Origin of the sequence: Shewanella sp. SW32, assembly GCF_025653365.1 — a bacterium.
Lineage (GTDB): Bacteria > Pseudomonadota > Gammaproteobacteria > Enterobacterales > Shewanellaceae > Shewanella > Shewanella oncorhynchi.
In genome coordinates this window covers 35661-62128 of the sequence record NZ_JAKKSJ010000003.1, presented here as the reverse complement: position 1 = coordinate 62128, position 26468 = coordinate 35661, and the positions used below count along the sequence as shown (strand labels likewise).

Annotated in this window: 21 protein-coding genes and 14 tRNA genes; 20 read left to right on the top strand and 15 right to left on the bottom strand. The window is 44.9% G+C overall.

Annotated features, from left to right (window positions below; all coding sequences use genetic code 11):
• Positions 1-121: 121 nt before the first annotated feature.
• The 10 genes from L5M28_RS02380 to L5M28_RS02335 form a co-directional block, all read right to left on the bottom strand.
• Positions 122-1519: a TRAP transporter large permease gene (locus tag L5M28_RS02380; RefSeq protein ID WP_028761090.1), complete on the bottom strand. Its 1398-nt coding sequence runs from the start codon at positions 1517-1519 to the stop codon at positions 122-124.
• The gene (locus L5M28_RS02375) at positions 1519-2175 is read right to left on the bottom strand and encodes a TRAP transporter small permease (RefSeq protein WP_173497702.1); all 657 of its coding nucleotides are present in this window, start codon (positions 2173-2175) and stop codon (positions 1519-1521) included. The genes L5M28_RS02380 and L5M28_RS02375 overlap by 1 nt, the downstream gene beginning before the upstream one ends.
• A 59-nt stretch (positions 2176-2234) precedes the next feature.
• Positions 2235-3254, bottom strand: a complete 1020-nt coding sequence (locus tag L5M28_RS02370; RefSeq protein ID WP_113941003.1) for a TRAP transporter substrate-binding protein — start codon at positions 3252-3254, stop codon at positions 2235-2237.
• 468 nt (positions 3255-3722) lie between these two features.
• A complete protein-coding gene (locus L5M28_RS02365) occupies positions 3723-3953 on the bottom strand; it encodes a hypothetical protein (RefSeq protein ID WP_105252063.1) in 231 nt (76 codons plus the stop codon).
• A 167-nt stretch (positions 3954-4120) separates the two neighbouring features.
• Positions 4121-4196 (bottom strand) — tRNA-Val (locus tag L5M28_RS02360).
• 28 nt (positions 4197-4224) lie between these two features.
• Positions 4225-4300 (bottom strand) — tRNA-Val (locus L5M28_RS02355).
• Between the two features lie 28 nt (positions 4301-4328).
• Positions 4329-4404, bottom strand: a tRNA-Val gene (locus L5M28_RS02350).
• 48 nt (positions 4405-4452) lie between these two features.
• Positions 4453-4528 (bottom strand) — tRNA-Val (locus L5M28_RS02345).
• A 37-nt stretch (positions 4529-4565) separates the two neighbouring features.
• A tRNA-Val gene (locus L5M28_RS02340) sits at positions 4566-4641 on the bottom strand.
• A gap of 44 nt (positions 4642-4685) precedes the next feature.
• Positions 4686-4761, bottom strand: a tRNA-Val gene (locus L5M28_RS02335).
• Between the two features lie 608 nt (positions 4762-5369).
• Here L5M28_RS02335 and gltX point away from each other — a divergent pair.
• The 9 genes from gltX to L5M28_RS02290 all read left to right on the top strand — a co-directional run bounded on the left by gltX (position 5370) and on the right by L5M28_RS02290 (position 8272).
• Positions 5370-6779, top strand: coding sequence for a glutamate--tRNA ligase (gltX, locus tag L5M28_RS02330; RefSeq protein ID WP_105252064.1), 1410 nt, complete (start codon positions 5370-5372; stop codon positions 6777-6779).
• A 105-nt stretch (positions 6780-6884) separates the two neighbouring features.
• Positions 6885-6960, top strand: a tRNA-Ala gene (locus L5M28_RS02325).
• 62 nt (positions 6961-7022) lie between these two features.
• A tRNA-Glu gene (locus L5M28_RS02320) sits at positions 7023-7098 on the top strand.
• A gap of 104 nt (positions 7099-7202) precedes the next feature.
• Positions 7203-7278, top strand: a tRNA-Ala gene (locus L5M28_RS02315).
• A gap of 129 nt (positions 7279-7407) precedes the next feature.
• A tRNA-Glu gene (locus tag L5M28_RS02310) sits at positions 7408-7483 on the top strand.
• Between the two features lie 118 nt (positions 7484-7601).
• A tRNA-Glu gene (locus tag L5M28_RS02305) sits at positions 7602-7677 on the top strand.
• Between the two features lie 131 nt (positions 7678-7808).
• Positions 7809-7884: transfer RNA gene (locus L5M28_RS02300), tRNA-Glu, on the top strand.
• A 118-nt stretch (positions 7885-8002) separates the two neighbouring features.
• A tRNA-Glu gene (locus L5M28_RS02295) sits at positions 8003-8078 on the top strand.
• Between the two features lie 118 nt (positions 8079-8196).
• Positions 8197-8272 (top strand) — tRNA-Glu (locus L5M28_RS02290).
• A 587-nt stretch (positions 8273-8859) separates the two neighbouring features.
• Here the strand turns inward: L5M28_RS02290 and L5M28_RS02285 are convergent.
• Entirely contained in the window at positions 8860-10689 is a 1830-nt protein-coding gene (locus L5M28_RS02285; protein ID WP_113941006.1) for an ABC transporter ATP-binding protein, read from the bottom strand.
• A 449-nt stretch (positions 10690-11138) separates the two neighbouring features.
• On the opposite strand from L5M28_RS02285, the gene L5M28_RS02280 reads away from it, so the two are divergent.
• From L5M28_RS02280 to L5M28_RS02250, 7 genes are all read left to right on the top strand, one after another.
• Positions 11139-12830 (top strand): DNA-3-methyladenine glycosylase 2 family protein, encoded by a 1692-nt coding sequence (locus L5M28_RS02280; RefSeq protein WP_263202341.1) that lies wholly within the window; start codon positions 11139-11141, stop codon positions 12828-12830.
• Positions 12831-12933: 103 nt separating this feature from the next.
• The gene (locus L5M28_RS02275) at positions 12934-13491 is read left to right on the top strand and encodes a methylated-DNA--[protein]-cysteine S-methyltransferase (RefSeq protein WP_263202339.1); all 558 of its coding nucleotides are present in this window, start codon (positions 12934-12936) and stop codon (positions 13489-13491) included.
• Between the two features lie 47 nt (positions 13492-13538).
• Positions 13539-14822: a DEAD/DEAH box helicase gene (locus L5M28_RS02270; RefSeq protein WP_263202337.1), complete on the top strand. Its 1284-nt coding sequence runs from the start codon at positions 13539-13541 to the stop codon at positions 14820-14822.
• A 72-nt stretch (positions 14823-14894) separates the two neighbouring features.
• Complete coding sequence (locus L5M28_RS02265) at positions 14895-15365, top strand: dual specificity protein phosphatase family protein (RefSeq protein ID WP_028761083.1); 471 nt, start codon at positions 14895-14897, stop codon at positions 15363-15365.
• A gap of 139 nt (positions 15366-15504) precedes the next feature.
• Positions 15505-16404 carry a chemotaxis protein CheV gene (locus tag L5M28_RS02260; RefSeq protein ID WP_028761082.1) on the top strand — a complete coding sequence of 300 codons (900 nt, stop codon included), beginning with the start codon at positions 15505-15507 and terminating at the stop codon, positions 16402-16404.
• Positions 16405-16575: 171 nt separating this feature from the next.
• On the top strand, positions 16576-17802 hold the full coding sequence (gene sstT / locus L5M28_RS02255) for a serine/threonine transporter SstT (protein WP_263202336.1): 1227 nt from the start codon (positions 16576-16578) through the stop codon (positions 17800-17802).
• 75 nt (positions 17803-17877) lie between these two features.
• On the top strand, positions 17878-18402 hold the full coding sequence (locus L5M28_RS02250; protein WP_263166662.1) for a CIA30 family protein: 525 nt from the start codon (positions 17878-17880) through the stop codon (positions 18400-18402).
• 173 nt (positions 18403-18575) lie between these two features.
• Here L5M28_RS02250 and L5M28_RS02245 read toward each other — a convergent pair whose 3' ends face one another.
• Together L5M28_RS02245 and L5M28_RS02240 are read right to left on the bottom strand one after the other, a co-directional pair.
• Positions 18576-19955 (bottom strand): Gfo/Idh/MocA family oxidoreductase, encoded by a 1380-nt coding sequence (locus L5M28_RS02245; RefSeq protein ID WP_263202335.1) that lies wholly within the window; start codon positions 19953-19955, stop codon positions 18576-18578.
• 646 nt (positions 19956-20601) lie between these two features.
• Positions 20602-21816: an IS4 family transposase gene (locus L5M28_RS02240; protein ID WP_263202334.1), complete on the bottom strand. Its 1215-nt coding sequence runs from the start codon at positions 21814-21816 to the stop codon at positions 20602-20604.
• Between the two features lie 155 nt (positions 21817-21971).
• On the opposite strand from L5M28_RS02240, the gene L5M28_RS02235 reads away from it, so the two are divergent.
• The 4 genes from L5M28_RS02235 to L5M28_RS02220 all read left to right on the top strand — a co-directional run bounded on the left by L5M28_RS02235 (position 21972) and on the right by L5M28_RS02220 (position 24825).
• Positions 21972-22388 carry a DUF4279 domain-containing protein gene (locus L5M28_RS02235; RefSeq protein ID WP_263146159.1) on the top strand — a complete coding sequence of 139 codons (417 nt, stop codon included), beginning with the start codon at positions 21972-21974 and terminating at the stop codon, positions 22386-22388.
• 222 nt (positions 22389-22610) lie between these two features.
• Positions 22611-23501 (top strand): IS982 family transposase, encoded by an 891-nt coding sequence (locus L5M28_RS02230; RefSeq protein WP_263202333.1) that lies wholly within the window; start codon positions 22611-22613, stop codon positions 23499-23501.
• Between the two features lie 31 nt (positions 23502-23532).
• A complete protein-coding gene (locus L5M28_RS02225) occupies positions 23533-24000 on the top strand; it encodes a DUF3617 domain-containing protein (protein ID WP_263166667.1) in 468 nt (155 codons plus the stop codon).
• A 384-nt stretch (positions 24001-24384) separates the two neighbouring features.
• Positions 24385-24825 (top strand): hypothetical protein, encoded by a 441-nt coding sequence (locus L5M28_RS02220; protein ID WP_131523165.1) that lies wholly within the window; start codon positions 24385-24387, stop codon positions 24823-24825.
• Positions 24826-24923: 98 nt separating this feature from the next.
• On the opposite strand, the gene L5M28_RS02215 is transcribed toward L5M28_RS02220, so the two are convergent.
• Both L5M28_RS02215 and L5M28_RS02210 read right to left on the bottom strand, forming a co-directional pair.
• Positions 24924-25595, bottom strand: a complete 672-nt coding sequence (locus tag L5M28_RS02215) for an RluA family pseudouridine synthase (RefSeq protein WP_219251542.1) — start codon at positions 25593-25595, stop codon at positions 24924-24926.
• Between the two features lie 75 nt (positions 25596-25670).
• Positions 25671-26294 carry an acyl carrier protein phosphodiesterase gene (locus tag L5M28_RS02210; RefSeq protein ID WP_263202332.1) on the bottom strand — a complete coding sequence of 208 codons (624 nt, stop codon included), beginning with the start codon at positions 26292-26294 and terminating at the stop codon, positions 25671-25673.
• Positions 26295-26468: the final 174 nt, after the last annotated feature.

The window sequence follows — 26468 nt, the reverse complement described above, 5'->3', positions numbered from 1 at the left end:
TCCTGATAAAGCAACGGGATCAATAACTGATACTGCGCATAATAAGACAAAGCGAGCCTGACTAGGCTCGCTTAAAATCTATCTGTAATCAAGGGGTAATCTCACAACCTTGAATTGCAGACTAATATCCACGCATCGAATCCAACCATTCAGGTAAGAAGAGTGAAATCTGTGGTACGTAAGTAATCAGGGCTAAGAAGGCTAGCATCACGAGTAACCAAGGCAGAACCGACTGAATCACCCAACCAATACTGCGCCCCGTGATCCCAGCGGTGACAAAGAGATTGAGTCCCACTGGCGGCGTTAGCATACCGATCTCCATGTTCACGACCATTATGATACCTAAGTGGATAGGATCTATACCTAATTGCGTTGCAATAGGGAACAGAATTGGCGCCATAATGAGTACAATCGCTGATGGCTCCATAAAGTTACCGGCAGCAAGTAACAGTAAGTTAACGATGATCAGGAATCCCCAGGCGGGTAAACCCATGCTAACAATATACTCAGCAATAATGTGAGGGATACGTTCTGTGGTTAATACATGCGCAAATAGCATAGCGTTAGCTATGATAAACAGCAGCATGATACTGACCTTGGCACCATCGCGCACAACATGACGTATGTCTTTGTCGATAGGCGTTTTAATCAGTCCTAAGAACATATGGCCTAAGTTACGCGCAGTTGCTTTGGCTAAGTTTTCACCTTGATTACGCCATGCCACGTCTTTTAATGGCCCGATATCACGGTAGCCAAATACCGCAATAAGGTAAGCATATACACAAGCCACAGCTGATGCTTCGGTTGGGCTAGCGACGCCACCATAGATAGAGCCTAATACGATAAAGATGAGTGCTAATCCACCCATTGCCTTGGCACTTGAAATCCCCAGTTGTTTAACGCCAGGGAAAGGACGTGAGGGCAAGTTTTTAAAGCGGGCAACGATATAAATGACGATCATCAATATAAATCCCATCATTAAACCTGGGATTAAGCCTGCCATAAACATTTTTGCAGCCGACACTTCAGTTGCTGCGGCATACACTAACATGACGATTGAAGGTGGGATCAAAATCCCGAGAGTGCCAGAGGTCGTGATCACGCCTGCAGCAAATTTTTCGGGATAACCTGCTTTTACCATGCCGACTATGACGATAGAACCAATTGCCGCAACAGTCGCAGGAGATGATCCAGAAACTGCAGCAAACAGCATACACGCCATAACGGATGCCATCGCTAATCCACCACGGACATGTCCAATACTGTCCATGGCAAAATCGATAATCCGTCTAGCGACACCACCCGTTGATAGGAAGGCAGATGACAGAATAAAGAAGGGGATTGCGAGTAAAGTGTAATGCTCTGATGAAGACTCATACAGCTTGAGTGCAACTGAAGCTAAGGAGTCATTCGAGAACAATAAAATCGTCAGCATGCTGGAAAAACCTAATGCGATAGCGATAGGCATACCGAGAAACATACATACGAATAGGGCGGTAAATAGGGTTGCAATAGCCATTATTTAGCCTCCTTTTGGTCAGAGACTGGATCTACTTTAGCGTTTTTAGCGCTCTCATCGATTAAATGCATACTTTCTTTCGCTTCATCGGCAAATTGGAAGCCTGAGACTTGGTCACGCAGAATGGCAATAAAGAGTTCGACGAAACGCCAAGTCAACATAAAAAAGCCAATGATTAAAATACTTTGAGATAACCAAATCGGTATTGCGCCATCTTCAATATCGATTTTTAAAGTGTTCCAAGCAAAATCTGGATCAAGGCTTTTTAATATAAATTGTGGGAAATGAATGTCTTCCATAGGCAAACCGATTTGATACATCTGGCTTAAATAATCCCAACTGCCTTTTAAAAAGAGTCCGCAATAGACGATACAAACAAAGGCGGTAATAAGAGATACTATCTTTTTAGCCTTTGGTGCTAAATTTTTAACAAACGCATCGACACCTATATGGGCACCGACTTTAACCCCATAGGACATACCAAATAACACAAACCAACCGCAAAAGGTTAATGTAAGTTCTTGGATCCAAAGAAAACCCGTGTTGAAGAAGAAGCGAGCGACGACTTCTGAAAACACTAGCAGCGTCATCAGAGTGATCAATAAATTGAGCACACCTTCTTCAATATAACCAAATATTCGCGATATCACAGCCATAATCCCCTCGCTGAAATGGCCGCCTAAGCTCGGTTGAGCTTAAGCGGCTATTATCATTATTATTTATTTGCAGCTACAGCAGCATCAATCACATCTTTACCGATTTGATCTTCAAACTTAGCCCAAACAGGTTTCATTACCTCAACCCATTTTTGACGTTCAGCAGGAGATAGAGTTACTAACTGTGAACGTTTAGAATCAAGGATTAACTGTTTGTCTTCATTGTCTTTTTCAGCGGCAATCTTGTTACCTAATGCGATAGATTCGTCTAAAGCTTCTTTGATGATCTTACGTTTGTCAGCAGGTAGACCTTTCCAGAAAGTGTCAGAGGTCACGACCATATAGTCGAGAACACCGTGATTACTTTCAGTGATTTGGCTTTGCACTTCATAGAACTTTTGTGAATAAGTATTTGACCAAGTGTTTTCTTGACCATCGATAGCGCGGGTTTGAAGTAGGGTAAATACTTCAGAGAAAGGTTTTTTCACAGGGATTGCACCAACAGCATCAAACTGGGCTGCTAGAACATCAGATGCCATAACGCGGAATTTCAAGCCTTTTGCATCAGCAGGATTTTTAAGTGGTGTGTTAGATGAGAACTGTTTCATACCATTGTGTAAATAACCCAGACCGACAATTCCTTTACGGCTCATGGAGTTCAGTAATGTTTGACCAGCTTCACCTTGTTGGAAACGGTTCACGGCATCCATATCATTGAATAGGAAAGGTAAATCGAATATTTGTAGACGTTTAGTGTAACGCTCAAACTTTGAGAGTGAAGGCGCGACAAATTGTACGTCGTTTAACAGCAGTGCCGCTAGTTCGTTGTTATCCCCAAATAACTGTGAGCTAGGAAATACACTGACTTTGTATTCACCTGGTAAACGTTGTTCAACGAGTTCTTTAAATTTAAGTGCCATTTGGCCTTTAGGTGTGTTTTCTGCCACTACGTGTGAAAACTTAATTTCAATCGGTTCTGCAAATACGTTAAAACTGGTCGCAAATACGGAGGCAACAGCGAGCATTTTGACTAAGGTTTTGAGTGGACGGGTCAATCCAGTTTGTTGATTCAATATCATCTTGAGTTCCTTTTTCTGTTGTTAGGATTTGTCCTCAGTCTTGGTTAGTTTGTTACCAAGTTTGAGTAGGAATACAGCCTTGATTTCCCTGAGGTCTGTCTTACTAAAGGCAAATACCACGCCAACTTACACTGGCTTCTGTAAGTGTTTGGTTACTAAAGTGTAGTTCATTTGATGTTTGTCACACTTTTAGTTTGGTGGGTGAGATCTCGCTCACAGTGATTTTGTGTTTGGGTGGAAACCCACCCATAGTGAAGATCGGCCCCAAATTGACGGCTCTTGTCGTTGCAGATAAATTAAACAAACTTAGTTATTTTGAGATCAAAAAAAGCCGTAAAAGTATGCGATATAACGACAAATATTGTGGTGGGTTGCTTTAGGAGAAGCAGTGTAGGTGAGATGTGAAGTCTAGGGAGGTTAAGTCGATAGCTATCGTAGTCAATCAAGACACAATTCATTTGATGACTGTTAGTCATCCTCTAAAAGAATACGTTTAAGGATAGCATCGCTAGGTAACAAGGCTAAATGGCCTTGTTCATCAAAGTACCAACCGGTAATAAAGCCTTTTTGGCGCATGCTGACGAGATTATGCATGACTTCCCGCGCTTCTTTTAGAGCCGTTTGCTCATCGCAGGCGTGGGTATGCTTTAAATAAGTGGCGATATTGGCAAGAGAAGCGGATTGACTGACGCTGGCCATAATGTAGATCTCCAAAAATGCTAAAGCAGAATGAAATCAGGCTGAGTGTCGATAGTGCTTAGTATTTAACGAAATATAAAATGCCGAATAGCATAACTTATCACTCGCTGATTGAGATCAAGCATAGTTGAGTGAGCACGTGGGTAAAGTTTATTGGGGGAGATTTATGGTGGTCGCTACTGGGCTCGAACCAGTGACCCCCTCCTTGTAAGGGAGGTGCTCTCCCAGCTGAGCTAAGCGACCTGGGATATAACGTGTGTATTGCAGAATATGGTGGTCGCTACTGGGCTCGAACCAGTGACCCCCTCCTTGTAAGGGAGGTGCTCTCCCAGCTGAGCTAAGCGACCTGGGATATAACGTGTGTATTGCAGAATATGGTGGTCGCTACTGGGCTCGAACCAGTGACCCCCTCCTTGTAAGGGAGGTGCTCTCCCAGCTGAGCTAAGCGACCTGGGCATTCTTAAATTACACATTTTTTAAGTCATTCTTCACTAAAGAATGGTGGTCGCTACTGGGCTCGAACCAGTGACCCCCTCCTTGTAAGGGAGGTGCTCTCCCAGCTGAGCTAAGCGACCTGGGAATGACTTTTACACATTAATACATTAAGTTATATGGTGGTCGCTACTGGGCTCGAACCAGTGACCCCCTCCTTGTAAGGGAGGTGCTCTCCCAGCTGAGCTAAGCGACCTGGGATATAACGTTTTGTATGCCATAATTTCTTTGTAGAAAATATGGTGGTCGATACTGGGCTCGAACCAGTGACCCCCTCCTTGTAAGGGAGGTGCTCTCCCAGCTGAGCTAATCGACCTCGCTGTGTGGAGCCGTATTATAGGGAGGTTCGATCTAGTGTCAACGCTTTTTAGTGAAAAAAGCATTGGTCGCGCTATTTTTGTCCACATTGGCTTAATGCTAATCATGCCGCCGATCAAAGTGTTATTTAATTCGCCAGTCAATGGTATGCAATTTGGGCGCTCGCGATTAAATACGAGTTGAACTCATCCCATTCACCGGACTTTTTTGTGGTAAAAGTGCTGAGGAAGTGAGTGATTTATAAAAATTAGCGTACTAAATAGTATGAGTGCATTGATAGTGTATAGATGCGCGTGTTCGATGGCGCAGATATTTATAGTCGAAGGAATATAGGTGTAGAGATTTAGGGGTTGGAATATAAAGCCTGAAAAATCATCTCAAGTGTTAGCATTAATCAATGGTGGTGATAGCAATAGTGCCACCTTTATATATCGCTTTATATTGGCTTCCCTATAAAAGGGAGGGATTCGCGACACGATTTAACCAGATAAGTGATACTGTGAAGCTTGTCCCATTTGCAGCGCCTGCTTTGACTGTTAGAATAAGCCCACTTTTTTATCGTGATTGTCTTTATCTAGACGACTTTATATAGGTTAGTGTCCCATTATGACAACTAAGACGCGTTTTGCCCCTAGTCCTACCGGTTTCTTGCATGTTGGTGGTGCCCGTACGGCACTTTATTCTTGGTTACAAGCCCGTGCAAATAACGGTGAGTTTGTATTACGTATTGAAGACACTGATATTGAGCGTTCGACTCAAGCCGCTTGCGATGCGATTTTAGAAGGCATGAACTGGCTAGGTTTGACATGGGACGAGGGCCCATATTACCAAACCAAGCGTTTTGACCGTTATAACGAAATCATTGCTCAAATGTTAGAAAAGGGCACAGCGTACAAATGTTACTGTTCACGTGAGCGAATCGATGCCCTAAGAGAATCACAGGCCGCTAACGGTGAAGCACAAAAGTATGATGGTTGCTGTCGCGACTTACCCGCTCGCGAGACTGATGAACCATTTGTAGTGCGTTTTAAAAATCCAATCGGTGGTTCAGTGGTATTTGATGATCATGTTCGTGGTCGGATTGAATTTTCTAACGATGCATTAGATGACTTGATCATCGCCCGTACCGACGGCGTGCCAACCTATAACTTCTGTGTGGTGGTTGACGATTGGGATATGGGGATCACTTGTGTGGTGCGTGGTGAAGATCATATCAACAATACCCCGCGTCAAATCAACATTCTTAAAGCATTAGGGGCGCCGATCCCAGAATATGCACACGTATCTATGATTCTAGGTGATGACGGCGCTAAGTTGTCCAAGCGCCATGGCGCTGTTAGCGTAATGCAGTACCGTGACGATGGCTATTTACCAGAAGCACTGCTGAACTATTTAGTGCGTTTAGGTTGGTCACATGGCGACCAAGAGATTTTCTCATTAGAAGAAATGAAGCAATTCTTTAAGTTGAGTGACATCAACAAAGCTGCTTCTGCTTTTAATACCGATAAACTGGTGTGGTTGAACCAACATTATATAAAGAGCCTAGATCCAGAATATGTGGCAACACACTTACAATGGCACATGGACGATCAAAAAATTGATCTGTCAAATGGCCCAGCATTAGCTGAAGTGGTCACTGCATTAGCTGAGCGCGCTAAGACTCTAAAAGAGTTAGCTGCATCTAGCCGCTATTTCTATGAAGACTTTGCTGAGTTTGATGAAGCACAGGCGAAAAAGCATTTACGCGGTGTTGCGTTAGAGCCATTGCAACTGGTGCAACAGAAATTATCGGCATTAACTGAGTGGACAGCTGAAGCTATTCATCAGGCAATTGAAGATACAGCGACTGAATTAGATGTGGGTATGGGTAAGGTCGGTATGCCTTTACGTGTTGCAGTAACAGGGGCAGGGCAGTCTCCAGGCTTAGATATCACACTATTTTTAATTGGAAGAAGCCGTTCTGAGCAAAGAATATCCAAAGCGATTGAATTTGTAGCAGATAGAATAAATTCCTAAAAAAACGAGTTGACACTTTTAGGTGCGCTGCATAGAATGCGCCACGCAGTTGAGACACAGTCGAGCAAATGCTTGCAGTGCACTTAAATGTAGTTCGATAGGTTTGGGGTTATAGCTCAGCTGGGAGAGCGCTTGCATGGCATGCAAGAGGTCCACGGTTCGATCCCGTGTAGCTCCACCAAACTTACGTAGATGTTAAACGGGAACCTTTTCTAGTGAAAAGTTCAAATTAATATGTCCGGGGTCCCCTTCGTCTAGAGGCCTAGGACACCGCCCTTTCACGGCGGTAACAGGGGTTCGAATCCCCTAGGGGATACCAAATATTGGTTCCTAGCGAATAACTAACGAGTTATTTGGTAAGAACAAAATCTAAATTTCTGCTGATACATATACTGCTAAAGTTAGCTGTGTTGACAAAAATTTGGGGCTATAGCTCAGCTGGGAGAGCGCTTGCATGGCATGCAAGAGGTCCACGGTTCGATCCCGTGTAGCTCCACCAATTTACTGCCTTATTAAGCAGAAACGAAAGTTTAAATTAATGCACCCAGGCACAATTCGTTATTTAGAAGAGTGCATATGAGGCCGTAGATGTTAAACGGGAACGTTAGGTTCAAATTAATATGTCCGGGTCCCCTTCGTCTAGAGGCCTAGGACACCGCCCTTTCACGGCGGTAACAGGGGTTCGAATCCCCTAGGGGATACCACATTTTGGTTCCTAGCAAATAACTAACGTGTTGTTTGGTAAGAATAAGGCATTTGCTTCCTAGCCTACTGAAGTGAATGTGTTACAAAGCTCGGTTACGAGTTAAATCATAAGTCCGGGTCCCCTTCGTCTAGAGGCCTAGGACACCGCCCTTTCACGGCGGTAACAGGGGTTCGAATCCCCTAGGGGATACCATCTATATTTTATAGAGAGTGGTTCCTAGCAAATAACTAACGAGTTGTTTGGTAAGAACAAGGCATTTGCTTCCTAGCCTACTGAAGTGAATGTGTTACAAAGCTCGGTTACGAGTTAAATCATATGTCCGGGTCCCCTTCGTCTAGAGGCCTAGGACACCGCCCTTTCACGGCGGTAACAGGGGTTCGAATCCCCTAGGGGATACCACATTTTGGTTCCTAGCAAATAACTAACGTGTTGTTTGGTAAGAACAAGGCATTTGCTTCCTAGCCTACTGAAGTGAATGTGTTACAAAGCTCGGTTACGAGTTAAAACATAAGTCCGGGTCCCCTTCGTCTAGAGGCCTAGGACATCGCCCTTTCACGGCGGTAACAGGGGTTCGAATCCCCTAGGGGATACCACATTTTGGTTCCTAGCAAATAACTAACGTGTTGTTTGGTAAGAACAAGGCATTTGCTTCCTAGCCTACTGAAGTGAATGTGTTACAAAGCTCGGTTACGAGTTAAATCATAAGTCCGGGTCCCCTTCGTCTAGAGGCCTAGGACACCGCCCTTTCACGGCGGTAACAGGGGTTCGAATCCCCTAGGGGATACCAATTTTAATCAAGGTTTATCGAAACTTTGGTTAAAGACAATAAACCACCTCAAGGTGGTTTTTTTGTGTCTGAATTTTGAATATTAAATCGAGATCTCCCCGATTCATTTACGAGTCATACGCCCCGAGTTATTTGCCGAATTTACCCAACAATTCAAACCATCCACATTAAGATAAATAATGCTTCGAAAGGCTTACTTAGTGTGGTGAAGTCATTCTGTTCAATCGTGTGATAAAGATTATTGAAGCGTTTTCTTGCTTAACTTTGCGCTAATCCATAGCTAAAACTCACCTTTCGGATTGTTCAGTGTGTTGGCACTTTGAATGCAGCTACTCTCAATGCTGATAAGTTGAGCCGTTAAGCGCAGTTTATCTCTTGTTTCCAATCGTTCAACGAGTGAAGTTTGAAGTGAACCGTTCTTACGGTAGCTATTGTAATAGCTGAATAGCGTATCGTTGCGGTGAATATGCGGGCGAGTGTAAGAGTGAAGCTTTGCGGGAAGAGGGCAGAATTAGGCGGAAACTTATTTGAGATAAAAAAGGCGACACTCACTGCTGAGTGTCACCTTTAGTCATCTCACCTTTGGCTTAGTCTACACCTAAGAATCCACCGGTTTGGTGGGCCCATAATTGAGCATAAATACCGCCTGCGGCGATGAGTTCATGGTGCGTGCCTTGCTCAACGACTCGGCCTTGATCTAATACAATTAACCTGTCCATCGCGGCAATAGTAGAAAGTCGATGGGCAATTGCGATCACTGTCTTGCCTTGCATTAATTCATACAAACTTTCTTGGATTGCAGCTTCGACTTCGGAATCTAGCGCAGATGTGGCTTCATCAAGCAGTAAAATGGGCGCATTTTTCAATAAAACTCGCGCGATGGCGATACGCTGTCTTTGGCCACCAGAGAGTTTTACGCCGCGTTCACCCACTTGGGCATCTAAGCCATGATTACCGTTAGGATCACTGAGTTCCTGAATAAAGTCATAGGCTTGAGCTTGTTTAATCGCGCGATCAAGTTGCTCTTCACTGGCACTGGGATTGCCGTAAAGAATATTCTCGCGAATGGTGCGGTGCAAGAGGGAGGTATCTTGGGTCACCATGCCAATTTGCGAACGCAGTGAATCTTGCATAACCATCTTGATGTCTTGGTCGTCAATATTAATCTGACCTTTTTCAACATCGTAGAATCGCATTAGTAGATTCACTAGGGTCGATTTACCTGCGCCAGAACGCCCCACTAAGCCAACTTTTTCACCTGCTTTAATATTCAAATTCAGATCTTCAATCACGCCAGTCTGCTCACCGTAATGGAAACACACTTGGTTGAAATCAATCTTGCCATGATTGACGACCAGCGCCTTGGCGTTTGGCTCATCTTGGATGATCGTTGTTTTCGATAAGGTGTTCATTCCATCGGTAACCGTGCCGATATTTTCGAATAACGAACTGATTTCCCACATTATCCACTGTGACATGCCGTTTAAGCGCAGTGCTAAACTGACCGCAATGGCGATGGCGCCGACCGTGATTGCGCTATCGGTCCATAGGGCTATCGATACTGCTGCAATACTAAAGGCCAACAGATAGTTGATGATTTGCACGCTGACGCTGATGCCCGTCACTAAGCGCATTTGGCGATAAACCGTGTCTAAAAATATCCGCATACTGGATTTGGCGTATTCGGCTTCTTTTTGCGTGTGGGCGAATAGCTTCACTGTGGTGATGTTGGTATAGCTGTCGACGATACGGCCTGTCATGGTTGAGCGCGCATCTGCTTGCTCGGTAGAGACACTTTTTAGTCTAGGCACAAAGTACCATTGCAGACCAACATACAGTGCAAGCCAGACGAGCATAGGTATGACTAAGCGCAGATCAGCGCTGGCAATCATCACCAGCATTGAGGTGAAATACACTAAAATGTATACCAACACATCGAGCAATTTCATCACCGTTTCGCGCACGGCTAAGGATGTTTGCATCACTTTCGTGGCGATTCTGCCAGCAAAATCATCTTGATAAAACGATACACTTTGTTTTAGCAAATAACGGTGTGCAAGCCAGCGGATCGACATAGGATAATTGCCGAGCAAGGTTTGATGCATGATAAGCGCATGCAGTAATACCAATATTGGCATCACAATTATCACCATACCTCCCATCAGCATTAAGGTCGTGCCTTCGTCTTGGAATAAGGTTTCGGGATTTTTTTTCACCAGCCAATCAACTAATTGGCCCATGAATCCGAATAGTGACACTTCAAGCATGGCCAGCATGGCGGTCAGCACTGACATTAAGATCAGCGGCAGTTCGTAGCCCTTAGTGTAGTGGCGACAAAAAGCATAAACCCCTGTGGGTGGTTTAGTGGGTTCATCATCGGGTAGGGCTTCAACCCAGGATTCAAATCGTTTAAACATGAATTAACTCTATGGTGAGATAAAAAATAGTCGGCTCTAGCATATACCCAAACAACCTGAAGATGCAGGATTCAGCGGGAATTTAACGCACTTTAGGCAAGGCGGTTATTTGCAGACCTAGTGGACTAAGTTAAAAATAACCAACACGGCATAAAGTGCGTTACCCCGTGGTTAACATCAGCCGCCGGGACGGAGCGTCTAGGACACTCCACTTCCGTGTTGCACCAATTCAAAAGGTGGCCGACATTCTGTCATTGATGCGCCTTGAATTGAAGCACCCTAGACGCTCTGAAACTCGTATCTTCAGGTAGCTTGGGCATATAAGATTTCATGCCCTAAAAGCATTGAAATGATTGAGTTCCGTTTTCCGCTAGTGCTACATGCTAGTTTTACGTAAAGTAATGAACAAGAAATTAATTGTGAGCGAATATTGTCGGGCGTGATGAAAAATGAGTGCAGATAGAGTGTCTAAGAGTGCGATTAAGCGTGATGAAATAGATTCGGTGCATTCACTGGAGTCCAGTGCGGGGCTACTTTCTGCGTCCATTTGCCGTGAGGCGAGGATGAGCCGCGATCCGCGTTTTGATGGTAAGTTTTTTGTGGGCGTATTAACGACAGGCATTTATTGCCGAACTGTGTGTCCCGCCGTCGCGCCAAAAGAGCAAAATGTGCGTTATTTTGATTCGGCCATTAAAGCCGCGCAGGCGGGATTACGCCCATGTTTGCGTTGTCGGCCCGACAGTGCGCCGGGATCGAATCCTTGGAAGGGGACTGGCACAACATTAGCGAGGGCCATTAGTTTAATCGAAGCGGGCGCCTTAGCGGGAAAATCATCGGGAGAGCCAGCTTCGACAGTAACACAATTGGCTGACCGATTAGGGATCAGCAGTCGTTATCTCAATAAGCTCTTTACCGAAGGCTTTGGCACTTCGCCAAAACAATATGCCTTATATCGGCAGTTACTGTTTGCTAAACAATTATTGCACCAAACCCAATTACCCATCACTCAAGTCGCGATGGCGGCGGGTTTCAACAGTATTCGCCGTTTCAATGAGGCGTTTAAGCAAACCTTGCAATTGACGCCGACCCAGTTAAGAAAGAGTACATTAACCAAAGCGGCAAAGGAGTCCATGATTGAGCCACTAACAGGATTAGATGAGATTGATACTATGGGGGAATTTGTGCCGCACTATGGATTAACCTTGTATCAGTATTATCGGCCGCCATTGGATTGGGCATCGCAGCTGGCGTTTTATCGATTACGTGCGGTAACAGGGATGGAATGGTTCACGCCGCAGATGAGTCATCCACAAGCGAGCGATGTCGTTGGCGATGAGGCGTCCGTGGTAGATGAGGCCAAAGCTGGCGATAATGGGCTCGAATATGGTCGTTGTTTTGCCCTAGGTAAGATGCGCGGCACAGTGCACATTATCCATGAGCCTAAGCTAAATCGCTTCAAACTCGCGATAATGTTGACCGAAGACTCTCCTGTCGATGAGCTGCAATTGCTGGTCACTGAAGTGCGACGCATTTTAGATCTCGATGCGGATATGCTGTTGATTGAACAAGGCTTAAGTGCGCTACCAAGTTTAGGATTAACACCGTTTTCGGGATTACGCATTCCCGGTGCAGGCTCCTTATTTGAGGCGGCCTGCCGTGCGATTTTAGGCCAGCAAGTGACGGTAGTGCAGGCGACTAAGCTACTTAATCAATTGGTTGAAGCCTATGGTGAGCGCTTTAGTCTCAATGGTTGCGAGTATCGTTTATTTCCTACACCCGAGGCTATTCGTGAGGCGAGTTTAACTGAGCTAAAAATGCCGGGCGCTCGTAAATTAGCCCTCAATGCGCTCGCGGCGTTTATCTGCGATCATCCTGAGGCGAGTGTCGATGATTGGCTCAGCGTTAAGGGCATAGGTCCATGGACAATAGCGTATGCTAAGCTCCGCGGTTTGGGCGATCCCAATGTGTTTTTGCATACCGATTTGATTGTTAAAAAGCATTTGCTTGCTTTGTATGGCAAGACCCATAGGCTGGATGAAGCCGCTGCGGGTGCCGTCAACTACCCGAAACTGTGTCAGCAACTGAGTCAAGAAATCGCGCCTTGGGGCAGTTATTTAACTTTTCAGCTTTGGCATCAATAACCATCAAGCCGCCTCACATTTAACTGCTAGTTTAAAAAGATGATTTAGCGTTAAGTTAAGAGCCAATTTAGAACCAAATTTAGAGCAAACAAAGAGACAGATTATGAAACATGCGATTCGTCAATTGAGCCAAGCGCCGAGTATTGCTGCGTATCAGCCCTGTGCCGTAGATACTTTTATGAGTCCTGCCGGAATATTGCAGTTAAATGCCAATGCCTATGGGCTGAGTCATTTAACGGTTGTCGGCTCGGATCGCACTGAGATTGTGCTTGCTAAGGTGAGTGAGGATGTCCTCAATCAAGCTAAGGCGCATATTAGTGAAACTCAAGTGCAGCTCGCGCATTATTTTGCAGGTGAACTGATTGAATTTAATTTAAAGCTTGCACCTAAAGGCACTGAATTTCAGCGTGAAGTTTGGCAAGCTTTGCTCAATGTAGATTATGGTCAGAGCTGCAGCTATGGGCAGATTGCCGAGCAAATTGGTCGGCCTAAGGCGGTGCGCGCCGTGGGCGCTGCCAATGGTGCCAATCCCATTGCGATTATCGTGCCTTGCCATAGAGTGATAGGCAAAAATGGCAAGTTAACGGGTTACGCCTATGGGCTTGCGATGAAACAGCAGTTATTAACGCTGGAAACTGCCAAGCATTGCCTCGATATTTAAGCTAGAATAGCCGCCTATTAAGATATTGGTGAGCAGTTAAACTTTCTATGACTCAGGCTTCTTCCTCTGCGGCAAGCTTTGCCCAACTCGGCATTATTGCACCCTTGCTAAATCGATTAACCGAATTAGCGTATGTTTCGCCCACACCAGTACAGGCGGCGACGATCCCTGCTGTGCTTGCGGGGCGCGATGTGTTAGCCGGTGCTAATACGGGCTCGGGTAAAACGGCAGCCTTTGCCGTGCCGCTGTTGCAACAACTTGTTGAAGCAAAAACTGATGATAAGACCGGCGTTTATATTCGTTGTTTGGTTTTAGTCCCAACCCGTGAATTAGCACAACAAGTCGCCGACAGCTTTTTATCCTATGCCTCACATCTCAATGGCAAGCTAAAAATTGTCGCTGCGTTTGGCGGTGTGTCGGTGAATGCGCAAATGCAGAGTCTACGCTCTGGCGCTGACGTCCTAGTTGCAACGCCGGGCCGTTTGTTAGATCTGTTGTCGAGTAATGCCATCAAACTCAATCGTGTCAGCGCCTTAGTGCTAGATGAAGCTGACCGCATGTTAAGCCTTGGTTTTACTGAAGAATTAGCTCAAGTGCTCGACGCTTTGCCCGTCAAGAAACAAACCTTATTATTCTCAGCGACATTCCCTGAAGAAGTCCGCGAATTAACGGCAAAACTGCTGAATGATCCGCTTGAATATCAATTTCAAAGTGAACAAGAAAGCACGATTCATCAACGGGTGATTACCGTTAATCGTCCGATGAAAACCGCATTATTGGCGCATCTGATTAAAGAACATCAGTGGTCACAGGCGTTGATTTTTGTGAGTGCCAAAAATACCTGTAATCATTTAGCGCAAAAATTGTCTAAACGTGGGATCAGTGCCGAAGTCTTCCATGGCGATAAAGCCCAAGGCGCACGTACGCGAGTGCTCGATGGGTTTAAAAATGGTGAGATCAGTGTGTTAATCGCCACTGACATTGCCGCCCGTGGTATCGATATCGATAAACTGCCTGTGGTGATCAACTTTGATTTACCAAGAAGCCCAGCGGATTATATGCATCGCATTGGCCGTAGTGGCCGCGCCGGTGAAGCGGGCTTAGCTGTGACCTTGATTTCCCATGAGGATTATCACCACTTTGGCGTGATAGAGAAAAAGAACAAGCTTAAGTTAGTGCGTGAGCAAATTGTCGGTTTTGAAGCCGATGATGAAATGCCAGCCGAACTGTTAGAACAAGCTAAACCTGTCGCCAAGCCCGAAGGTTCGGGTAAAAAAAAACGTAAACAGTTACCGCCTGCCAATGCTGAATTTTGGGGTAAAAAATCTTAAGTCGTTGGAAACAAGCTATTCTTAGCTTATCTCTGGCGTTCCTTGTCATCTCACTTGTCGTAGGTAAGGTTTATGCAACACTTATTCTGGTTAGTTGAAGGTAAAGTCGCAGGGCGCAGTGGCCCTAATAAAGATCCTTGGGATTTACAAGCGCTCAAAGAGGCCGGTATTGGTGCCATTCTGTCGGTCAATGGGGGCGAGGGCTGCGAGCCGAGTGCGTTTAAGCAGCTTGATTTACGTTACGAATGTATTCCCTTTTCGCGCAATGTGCCGCCCCAAGATGGGGATGTGGCGATTTGTGTCGCTCAGTTGCCCAAGGCACTCGCTTTTATTCAGCAATGTGAAGCCGATGAGCTGCCTGTCGTGATCCATTGTCGCTCTGGCAAGGATCGCACCAGTCTTATCATGGCCTATTACTTGATGGTCAATGGTGCAGCGCCATTACATGCGGTGAGCCAAGTTCGTAATATTCGCGATATCGCTTTTACTGCCGAAGGTTGGGATCAATTCGCCTTTGATGTCTTGTATGCATTGCAAGACTAAGCATTTCTCGGCGATTGGCATCGAACCTATTAATAAATAGGTAATAATAGTTTCATTCGTTTGACCTTAGTCATCAAAATTTTACTGTGTTAAGGTTAAGCTATCCGAAGGTTGTTTTTAGTGAGTTATTTATCTAATTATGAAAAGTAAGGCAAGTCAGTCACAGGGATTACTACTGTTTCGGTTATCACAGACTCAAGTGTTTGCCTTAGGCACGTTGAAAGTGCGTGAGCTGGTGCCGTACACACAGCTAAGCAAAATTCCCCAATCTCATCCGACGATTCTTGGTGCTTCAACGATTCGTGGCCATACTATTCCTATCATAGATATGGCGGCTGCGATTGGTTATCGGCCGATAGCCCCTGAAGAGCGGGAAAAATGCTACATCATCATCACTGACTGTCAGCGGATGATCATTGGCTTTTTAGTGCGTGGTATCGATAAGATTATCGAATGTAATTGGCGCGATATTGAGGCACCTTCTGCCAATTTGGGCAAGAATGCTTACTTGACTGGCGTGACTCGTTTTGAGGACCAGTTAGTACAATTGCTCGATGTTGAGTTATTGCTGTCGAAAATTTTCCCGAATAACCCACAGGCAAATCGGGCAATCTTGACCGATGTGCAGCGTGAGAAACTCAAACCCATGAATATCCTGTTAGTGGATGATTCTAAGGTGGCACGTAAGCAGTTATCCGATGCCCTTGATATGATCAACATCCCTTATCGAGTGACCGCCGACGGTAAAGAAGCCTTAGTCATGATGGAACAAGCGGCACTAGAGCATCATCCCATAGATATTCTGGTGAGTGATATCGAGATGCCGGGACTAGATGGTTACGAACTGGCATTTGAGGTGCGTGATAATCCACTGACTGCCAAGGCCTACATCATTTTACACACGTCTTTATCCAGCGAAATAAGCGTGAGTCAGGCCCACCAAGTGGGGGCAAATGAAGCGCTGACTAAGTTCGATGCCCACGAGTTGATTGATGCCATGTTGCGTGGTGCCGATTTAGCCATGAAGCAGCGCCAATAAGGCGCTTGTTAGTTTTTTGTATGCTTTTTGCGGGACAAGGGTAATTTAGTTAGCTTATTTCCCCGCAAAACTAGACAAGTCTAGTCACATCCTATAAAAACCTTATTGGCCTCATTTCCGAAGGTGCGCGTTGGGGATCTCAACCGAAATATAATAACGACAGGTTAAACCATGAAACAAGAATCATCATTATTAGCTAAGTTGGCTAATGGCAGTCTCGTATTACAAATCTTATTAGGGATTATCGCTGGTGTGGTGTTAGCGAGTTTTTCACCCGATAGCGCAAAAGATATCGCCTTCTTAGGCAGTTTATTCGTTGGAGCACTAAAAGCGATTGCTCCAATACTGGTATTTATCTTAGTAGCATCGTCGATTGCCAATCAAAAGAAAAATACGCAAACCAATATGCGCCCAATTGTAATCCTGTATTTATTGGGGACCTTTGCCGCGGCGTTAACTGCTGTGATTTTAAGCTCTATTTTCCCCACGACTTTAGTTTTGGTTGCTGGTGTGGAAGGCACAAGTCCTCCACAAGGTATTGGTGAAGTGATCAATACCTTATTATTTAAACTGGTTGATAATCCAGTGAATGCGTTAATGACGGGCAACTATATTGGTATTCTTGCTTGGGGTGTGGGTTTAGGTTTAGCCTTACATCATGCTAGCGATTCGACTAAGCAAGTATTTGCCGACATGAGCCACGGCATTTCGCAAATGGTGCATTTCATTATTCGTTTAGCACCTATTGGTATTTTTGGTTTAGTTGCTGCGACGTTTGCTGAAACCGGTTTTGCCGCAATTGCGGGTTATGCGCAGTTATTGGCTGTGTTATTAGGTGCGATGGCCATTATTGCGTTAATCGTTAATCCTTTAATTGTTTACGTGAAGATTAAACGTAATCCCTATCCGTTGGTATTTTGTTGTTTGCGTGAAAGTGGCGTGACGGCATTTTTTACCCGCTCGAGTGCGGCGAATATTCCGGTGAATATGGCGCTGTGTGAAAAATTAAATCTGCATGAAGACACTTATTCAGTCTCTATTCCCTTAGGTGCCACCATCAATATGGGCGGCGCGGCGATCACTATTACGGTATTGACCTTAGCTGCGGCGCATACCTTGGGCATTCAAGTCGATTTACTCACCGCATTGTTATTGAGCGTTGTCGCCGCTATTTCGGCTTGCGGCGCCTCGGGTGTGGCGGGTGGTTCATTACTGTTGATCCCACTGGCTTGTAGCTTGTTTGGTATTTCTAATGATGTCGCCATGCAAGTAGTCGCTGTCGGCTTTATTATTGGTGTGGTTCAAGATGCAGCCGAAACCGCATTGAACAGCTCTACTGACGTTATCTTTACCGCTGCTGCTTGTGAAGCCGCTGAGAATAAAGCTAAACTGCGTTAACGAGGGCTGTTATTCGTATTGAAAAGTATTATGGAAGCAGTCACTTAGGTGGCTGCTTTTTTTATGGGAGTCGTTATGATCTTTTTTGATTTTAAAGTGCTAGATGCCGCAAAGCCCTGGTATGGAATAAATGACACTGTGATGGGCGGTTTGTCCCGCAGTAAGATGACGGTGTCACCTTTAGGCTATGGTGAGTTTAGTGGCCATGTGTCGCTGGCAAATGGCGGCGGGTTTGCTTCAGTGCGTTGTGAGTTTAGCCCTATAGATGTCAGTGGATTTACTGGGATCTATGTCGAACTCGATGGCGACCGACCTAAAGATTATAAAGTGAATCTAAAGGATGTCGACACACCCCAAAGCACGGTTTATCAAGCGCCTATGCCCGCGCCAAGTCATCAAACGTTTGGCGTGAGTGGCGCTAGAGTCTTGAATTGGCAGCGGATAGAAATTCCCTTCAGTGACTTCTTGCCCCAATGTCGGGGTAAACCGATTTCCCGAGTGGCAATAGATTTAAGCCAAGTCTGTAGTCTAGGGCTAGTGATTGGTGCCCAGCAGAGTGGTGATTTTTCTTTGAAAATCAAAGAAATTGGCTACTATTAGCGTTTATAGTTGGTTTCTTATCATGAGTTTGTTGCCCCTAATTGCTTGTCCCTTATTGCTATTGATGGTGTGGGCATCTCTAAGCTTCATTTAAGAAAAGAAAAAGGATAAGGCCGAGGCACTTATCCTTATGGTGAACCCATCAAAATGATGAGTTTGGCGAAAGCCGCTGCTTAAGCGCCGACAATCCCTAAGGGTTTGGCCGTTTGCCATGCGCCGCGGGTAAAATCTGGGAAGGTGACTGAATTACTGCGGTCATTGACTGAATGTTCACTTAAGATATTCACCACCGACCAAGACGCGCCATCGTACACATCCTGATCTAAGGCCTCGCCATTGCGCAGGCAATAAATCATGCGCCATAACATCACAAAATCCATGCCGCCGTGGCCGCCGTTAATCTCAGCTTCTTTGCCTATGCGCTGCCACAGAGGGTGATCATATTTGTCATACCACTTTTGCATGTCCATATCCCACTCGTGGTAACTTTGACCAAAGCCACCATTTTCGACGGCGATACGATTCGGGAAACCCGCAAACACGCCATTTGTCCCTTGGATCAAATTGTGGCGGCTGTAAGGTCTTGGGCTCGTCGTGTCATGCTGCACCATGATGGTCCGGCCCTTAACGGTCTTAATCAGACTGGTATTGATATCCCCATTGATGTACTTGAGCTGATTACGCTCATGATCGGCGGGGAATTCACGTTTAGCATAGAGCGCACGGCCAAGAGCGGGCGAACTCATCGAGGTTAGATAATCAAATCTATCACCGCGGTTGATGTCCATATACTGGGAAACTGGTCCTAAACCGTGGGTCGGGTACAAGTTACCGTTGCGCTTGGTATGCCAATAAGTCCGCCATGAGCCCGTCTTATGGTCTATTTCCTTCATCTGCCAACGTAGCTCGTGGATATAAGCGGCTTCACCGTGGAGCAACTCACCAAACACACCTTGGCGTACCATGTTGAGAACCATAAGTTCTTCACGGCCGTAGTTGACGTTTTCCATCATCATGCAGTTTTTCTGAGTGCGTTCGGCGGTATCCACAATTTGCCAGCATTCCTCTACTGTGAGTGCTAACGGTACTTCGACAAAGGCATGTTTACCGCTTTCCATCGTCTCTATCGCCATAGGTGCATGCCATTCCCATGGAGTAGAAATGATCAAAATATCAATATCATCGCGGCTTAAGAGATCGCGATAGCTCAGGTCATTACCTGTATAGACAGCCGGTTTTGGCCGATTCTGTTTAACGATATGATCCACGGCTCTGTCCAGCACCGCTAGGTGAGTATCACAAATGGCTTTAAGTTCAACGCCTTCTAAATGACAGAATTGCTCGACATGGCTAAAGCCACGCTCGCCAACACCGATAAAGCCAACTCGAACCACGTCCATCTTGGGTGCTATGAGTCCGATAACGGATTTACCCGCTTGCGGTTTAGGGGCGACGCTACTGGCGTAGGCGTTGAGGGCAATATTGGCTGTGACGAGTCCGGCGGTAGCTGCACCCGCTGCCTTAAGAAAGTGACGACGATGAATGTTATGCATTGCGCTTCCTGCTTTATTTTTGTTTTGTAGGGATATTGAAATATCACTTGGTCTTATTTGTGCGGTAATTCACTTATGGGTTATATCAGAAACCCTATTAAAATTGGCAATAAAAGATGTAACAAGCTCCTATAAGTCCATTTGATATATGAAATGCGCACGTTATGGGGTTATGTAAAAATTTTAAAAAAACAATTTCTTGAGTTATTTTTGTTGCGAGTTCATCAATATGATCAAACCAAACTAAAAAACGAAAGTGGACAATATGTGGAGCATATTCATACCAAAGGATTGAGTTTTAGATTTGTAGAAATAACGCTACATCCCCCTTGTGCTTAACTCTTCATCAAGAGTCGTAGAAACTGGAAGAGATACAATCGTATCTAAATTGCTTGTTTGTGAGTGCTTTCTGTCAATACACGTGCGTGTTATCTCAAACATCTAAATCTAAAAATATTTAAAATTAAACACTTACAGGTTACCGTTTTAGGATAATAGGTCTGGAAAACGCGCATGCGTGTCTTTCTGATGGATTCTTGTATATGAAAAGCGGTATAAAGCTGATAACTTCTAGTTAATACAGGTAGTTAAGTGTGCGCGTTTTTATTTTTCTATGGACGCCAACGCTACGCTCTGTAGGATCCCCTCATAATTCATAACCCCAACAACCATGAGTTAATGAGAGTTCAGCTAGTTTCTTCGCAGCACGAAGCAAATCATCTGCTGATATGGGGTAATCATACCGTCGCCGCAGCAGTTCTTTGCCCATCCTGAGTGTTGATAGCACATTCCTTTTCTTTACCGTGTTGGCTTGGAAGTGCCGCTGTAATTGCTGTGTTTCACCGTATAATCCTACCCACCAAAATGCCAGTTGCACCAATAACGCTATCAATAGCAGTATGTCCATCCTCGCCGCATAACGTGTTCTGCTATGACGTAAACCAAAGCCATAAGCGGGACTTTTTAAATCTCTAAAGGTTTCTTCTATTTGCATCCGTTTTTGGTAAATATTAACCAGTTTTTGAGGCGACATGGCTTCTATGGTCAAGTTGGTCACCAGTGCCCAAGGCTCTTTGGCGGTCAGTTCATACGTCCATTGCGCCGTATGGTGACAGTCTGTTGTCGTACTTCGCTGACCTTTTCTGCCTTTACTTGGAGCCCTGAACAATACCATCTCGCATAACAAGGGTTTCTTTACCGATAACGCCACCCGTCCAACATGTTTTGCGCGACGACTGGCTTTGGGATAAAGCGCTTTTAGCGAAAATTGGCGACCGAAGGGGTGCGGCCGATAGACACTTAATCCTCTGACACGACCCAGCCAATACCAACCGAGCTGCTCAACTTTGCGAAACCATGGATTACGAAAGCCAGCGTCAGTGACTATCAGCGGGGTAATGTTGTCAGGTAAGACTTTATGGAGTTCATTCAGAAACTGATTATGGGCGGTTTGAGTCCCTTGCTGGATTAACGGAAATGTTCGCTCGTAGAGCGTGATTGAGCGGCCCTTGATAGCAATAGAGGCGCGTAGTGCAATCAGTTCACGACCTTCACGCATATCCGACCAATCCACCAATATTGTCGGCATCGTATGTGCGGTTAGCAGCCACTTTGCATGCCACTGATAAACAGCCATTCTTTCATGGTGAAGATGCGGGTTGCCCAACAATCTATCCATGCGCTTTATTGAGTGCTTAGTATGAGTGCTGGTGCCATCAATGTGCCGCCCTAAATGCGTTAGGGTGAGGCAATCCGCATTGATAAGTGCTCGGCAAGCAACCATGAGGGTATTGAGTCGCTTTTGATGGATTTCTGGACAATGTTGATAGAGAGATTGATGTAAGATAGTTAACACTTGCACCTTAATGCCCTGTGATTGATGTTTGTTCGCACTTCCATCTGATCACACTTCAAGGTGTAAGCTCACTCCAATCTAATGATTTATATGTAAATCATCAGGGGATTCTTCAGCGCTACGCTGCATTGGCGCTTTTTAGCTCAGCATTAGGGCCTTTTATGGGTGCATTTGAATATTCACAAGCCACTCTTCGGATCTTCGGGGATGATTTGATACCTGAAGACGTATCAAATTTACTTGGTGGTACAGCAACTAAAAGTAAAAAGAAAGGTGATGAAGATGTCAGCAAAACCAGTGGAAAAGTGCGGATTGCCAAAACGGGTAGCTGGCATTTTCAGGCTAAAAAGAGAGAGCCAGAAGACCTAAACACGCAGATTGGAGCAATTTTATCCCAGCTAACAAGTGACTTAGCGATATGGGAAAAGCTTTACCAAAGCTACAAAGTTGACATGTTCTGCGGCTTGTTTATGGGCAACTGGAATGATGGTTTGAGCTTGTCACCTGAAATCATGCTGGCACTTGGTCAACGTAGAATTGTTTTAAGTTTAGATGTTTATAGTGGGTCGGACGATTAAGATGGTTGTCGCCCCTAAAAACAAATGTTAAAGCCAGCAAAATTGCTGGCTGCGACCTCAACCCGCAGCACGACTTTGCGTGCTAAATTTGGGCGCTAGGCACTAAAACCTTACTTGTTTTTCATTAATTAACCTGAACTCGGGATAAGAAATGTTGAACTAATAGCCCTCCAAGTGATCGGATCTTTCGACCAAGAGAAACCCCATCACACCGGAGGGCCTATGCATAAATTAGTGGAAGTGTTTTGCGATGTCGATGATTTTTGCGCTGTTTTCATTCCAGAATGGGAAAAAACGCTGTTAACCGATGGTATACGCAAGCGTCAACGCCCTGGCCGTATGACGATGAGCGAAGTGATGACCAGCATCATACTTTTTCAGATGTCTCACCACCGTGATTTCAAGAACTTCTACATCGGCTATCTGGCTCATTTCTACAAATCCGCTTTTCCTAATTTACTCAGCTATACCCGCTTTCTTGAGGTGATGCCCAAGGCTTTAGTGTCGCTTTGCAGCTACTTTGCCAGCCTCAAGAGTGACCCCACTGGCATCGAATTTGTTGATTCAACCAGCATCAAAGTGTGTCATAACCTACGTATTCATCGCCATAAAACTTTGGCGGGACAGGCGTGCAGAGGTAAAGGCACCATGGGGTGGTTCTATGGCTTTAAGCTGCATTTGATTGTGAATCATCAAGGCGGAATAGTGGCGGCCAAAGTGACCCCAGCGAATGTACATGACACAAAACTGGTGAACGAGATGGTGCACAGTGACATGAATAAACTCTATGCAGATAAAGGGTATATCAGTAAAGCACTGTCCAGTGAATTGCTGGAGAAAGGCATCACACTGGTGACAAACGTGCGTAAGAATATGAAAGTAAAAGCGATGTCGTTGTGGGATAGAGCGATGCTGTCGAGACGTTTCATCATAGAAACCATCAACGACCAGTTAAAAAACATCTCTCAAATAGAGCACTCTAGACACCGCAGCGTACATGGTTTTATGCTCAACATGATTGCGGGACTCATCGCCTATCAATTGAAAGACAATAAGCCACAACTGAACATCACTAACGCAGAGTTTAATGCTATTACAGTTATGGCTTGTTAAACCGATCTCAGGTTGATTAAAGGAATAATAAATGACCCACCTAATTACTAAAGTGATGTTAACTGGACTCATAGTGGCATCAACTCATCTTTACGCTGAAAACTATGACTTCAAACCGGGTTTATGGGAAACCACTTGGAAATCCGAAATAGTAGAAATAGACGCACCTCCTGAAATGGAGAAAATGATGCGGAGCATGGCCAAAAGGCCTGATTACACGGAAACTGAATGCATAAATGACATCGCCTCTGCATTTGATTTAGAGCCTGAAGAAAATGAAGGCGAAGAATGCCAAACTAACAGCAATTGGATCAGTGCTAACAAGATGGTGTTTGAAACATCATGCACTAGCCCTGATGGTGCATCTAAAACAGTGGGTGAAATGCGTTTCAATGGGAAAACGTTCACTTCTAAGCTTGAAGTGACAATCTCTGAAGAGTCAATGAAAATCAAGTCGAAACTCGTTGGCAATGGAAAATATATTGGCGCTTGTGACTAAGTGCCATACAAACTCTTCAACTTGACGCATAACGGTTAGCAAGGATGTTATGAGGGCAGTTAGTAATATAGAGGGGATTTATTGGACTTTTGCTGACATTGCCAGTTGGTCTGTTTGGCTGCCGTTCTCATTTTATCGACGTCTATACAGCGCGGTGTTTTTATTCAGCTCGCTAGATAAGTCTTTTAGCTGCCTTTACTTTAGCGATAAGTAAATAGTGATAAAGATCGCGTTTTTATTTTTAGATTGAGCTACACTGCCGATTAATTAGTCAAAGGTATTTATCTTTTATATTTTAAATATTTAGCAAATTTAAATTAACCCAAAAATTACATTTTACGGGCGATTTGAAGTAATTTGCTGCTGTGGGGAGTAAAGAGTTAAATGGGTTCTATGCTTAATGTACTACCACAACTGACATTCACTTTAGGTGATTGGGTATTGCATAAGGATATCAGGATGTCTGGGATCGAAAAACGCCGTCGCCTTCATTGGCGGGAGACAGATATGCAAAATCGTGAAATTATAGGTCGTTGGTTAGATGGGCGTCCTTTATTGGGGGACAAAATTACCCTCTATAAAGAAGACGATAAATATTTTTTAGAAACTTGGTTTAGTGATGGCTGCCATAGTTTAGATGAAGTCTATATGACGCAAACTCCTGAGGGCCATAAGCTGGAAGATGTTGGCGGCAATTTCTTTGGTGAATTCTTTATCGTGACATCGTCGCAGCAATTACAATTTTGTAATGAGCAGGGCTGTTATTTCCAAGCGGAAAAATTAGCGGCTGATGTCGATTTTGGTCAAGGTATACGCGTCGCTTAAACGACGACAGTCAAATCTGTAAATAACTAAGGTCGCACGATAGCTAAGAGCTAAGTCGCGACCTTTTGCTTTTATGGAATTGTAACGAGTGGCTTAAGTTATTCAGTAAATGGATGTTTGCTGCTAAAAAACAGCGATTTACCCGAATAGGGATGGGTCAAACTTAAGCTTTGTGCATGTAAACATAAACGCGGTTTGGCCTTGATAACCTCGGCATCACCATAAAACTCATCACCCAAAATCGCATGGCCTAGGGCAAGCATATGCACACGCAATTGATGGGTGCGGCCTGTTTCTGGCGAAAGCTCGACTAAGGTGCTGTTTTCTCGGCGCTCTAATACACGGTAGTGAGTGAGGGCGCTTTTGCCGCCAGTCTCTCCCGCCTGTAGCGTTTTTTGATAGGGCGGATGTTCAGTGTCTGGCACTATCGCGAGGTCAATAATCCCCTGATCTTGCAGCACATGTCCCATCACTTCGGCAATATAGACTTTCTTACTCTGTCTATCTTGAAACTGTGTTTTTAAATGCGACTCCGCTTTTTTATTACGGGCGAACACCATAATGCCCGAGGTCGCGCAGTCGAGCCTATGCACTAAAATCGTTTCTGGATAAAGGGCTTGTAAGCGGGTTAACGCGCAATCGAAGGTGTGAGCTGCTCGACCCGGATTAGATAATAATCCCGAAGGTTTATTGATGATAATCAGATCTCTATCTTTATAGCGTATGTCTAGCCAAGGAACAGCTGGGGGTTGGTAATCAAATATCTGCATCTTGTCCTCATTTTTGCACGGCCATACTAGCAAAATTTACGCAGGCACACAGCATAATCTCATGCTTGCTTATTCTTAGAGGGGGGAGGGCAAATATTCTGCAGGCGTCTTACGGCTCCAAATACGGGTATAAGCCATTAGTTGCGGATAAAAAGTGCGGAACGCGGTTTCGATTTCTATCTGCATTTTATTGACGACTTTATGGGCATCTTTAAACAGTGCGGCTTGCGGATGCTGTTTGGCCACTTGTGCTAAGGCGTGTTGTAATCCTTTTTCGGTGGTGTAGCTGCCTAGCCAATCGGCGCTGCGCATTGTGGGCAAGAGTGTAAATAATGCCTCTGGATGGTATGGATCAACACCTTGCGTGGCGAAAGCATCTAGCGCGTCATAGGCCTTGCTGCTGAATTCATCCAAGGGTTGGTGGTGATATTCTTCCCAATAGTAAGCTAAATAGTGATCGAAACTCACCGCCATGAGTTCTGCTGCTATGCTTCTTAAGGGCGCAGGGAAAGCTTCCATTAATTCAATCGTCAATTCATGGCTGGCGCAGAGGGTATTAATCTCTTGGTTTAGCCATAAAGCTTGGCGTAACTCCATTGGGGCTTGCGCAATTGGCGCTTGAATATAGTTACCTGCTACGTTGGCAGCAAGGTGGGTTTTACTGATGTCGGCGAGATGTAAGTGTGTAAGAAAGTTCATTATTTGTGCTTGGTTAACCATGTCGGTTCACGGTATCATGCACAAGCGCGCTTAGGAAAGCGCCGAAGCTAAAAATGCAGTATTTTTTCACTTTTTATTGATAATGACATTTGATTCGCCGTGAATAATTATGGCTGACTTAAACGTTGACATAGTAATCGATACGGGAAAGTG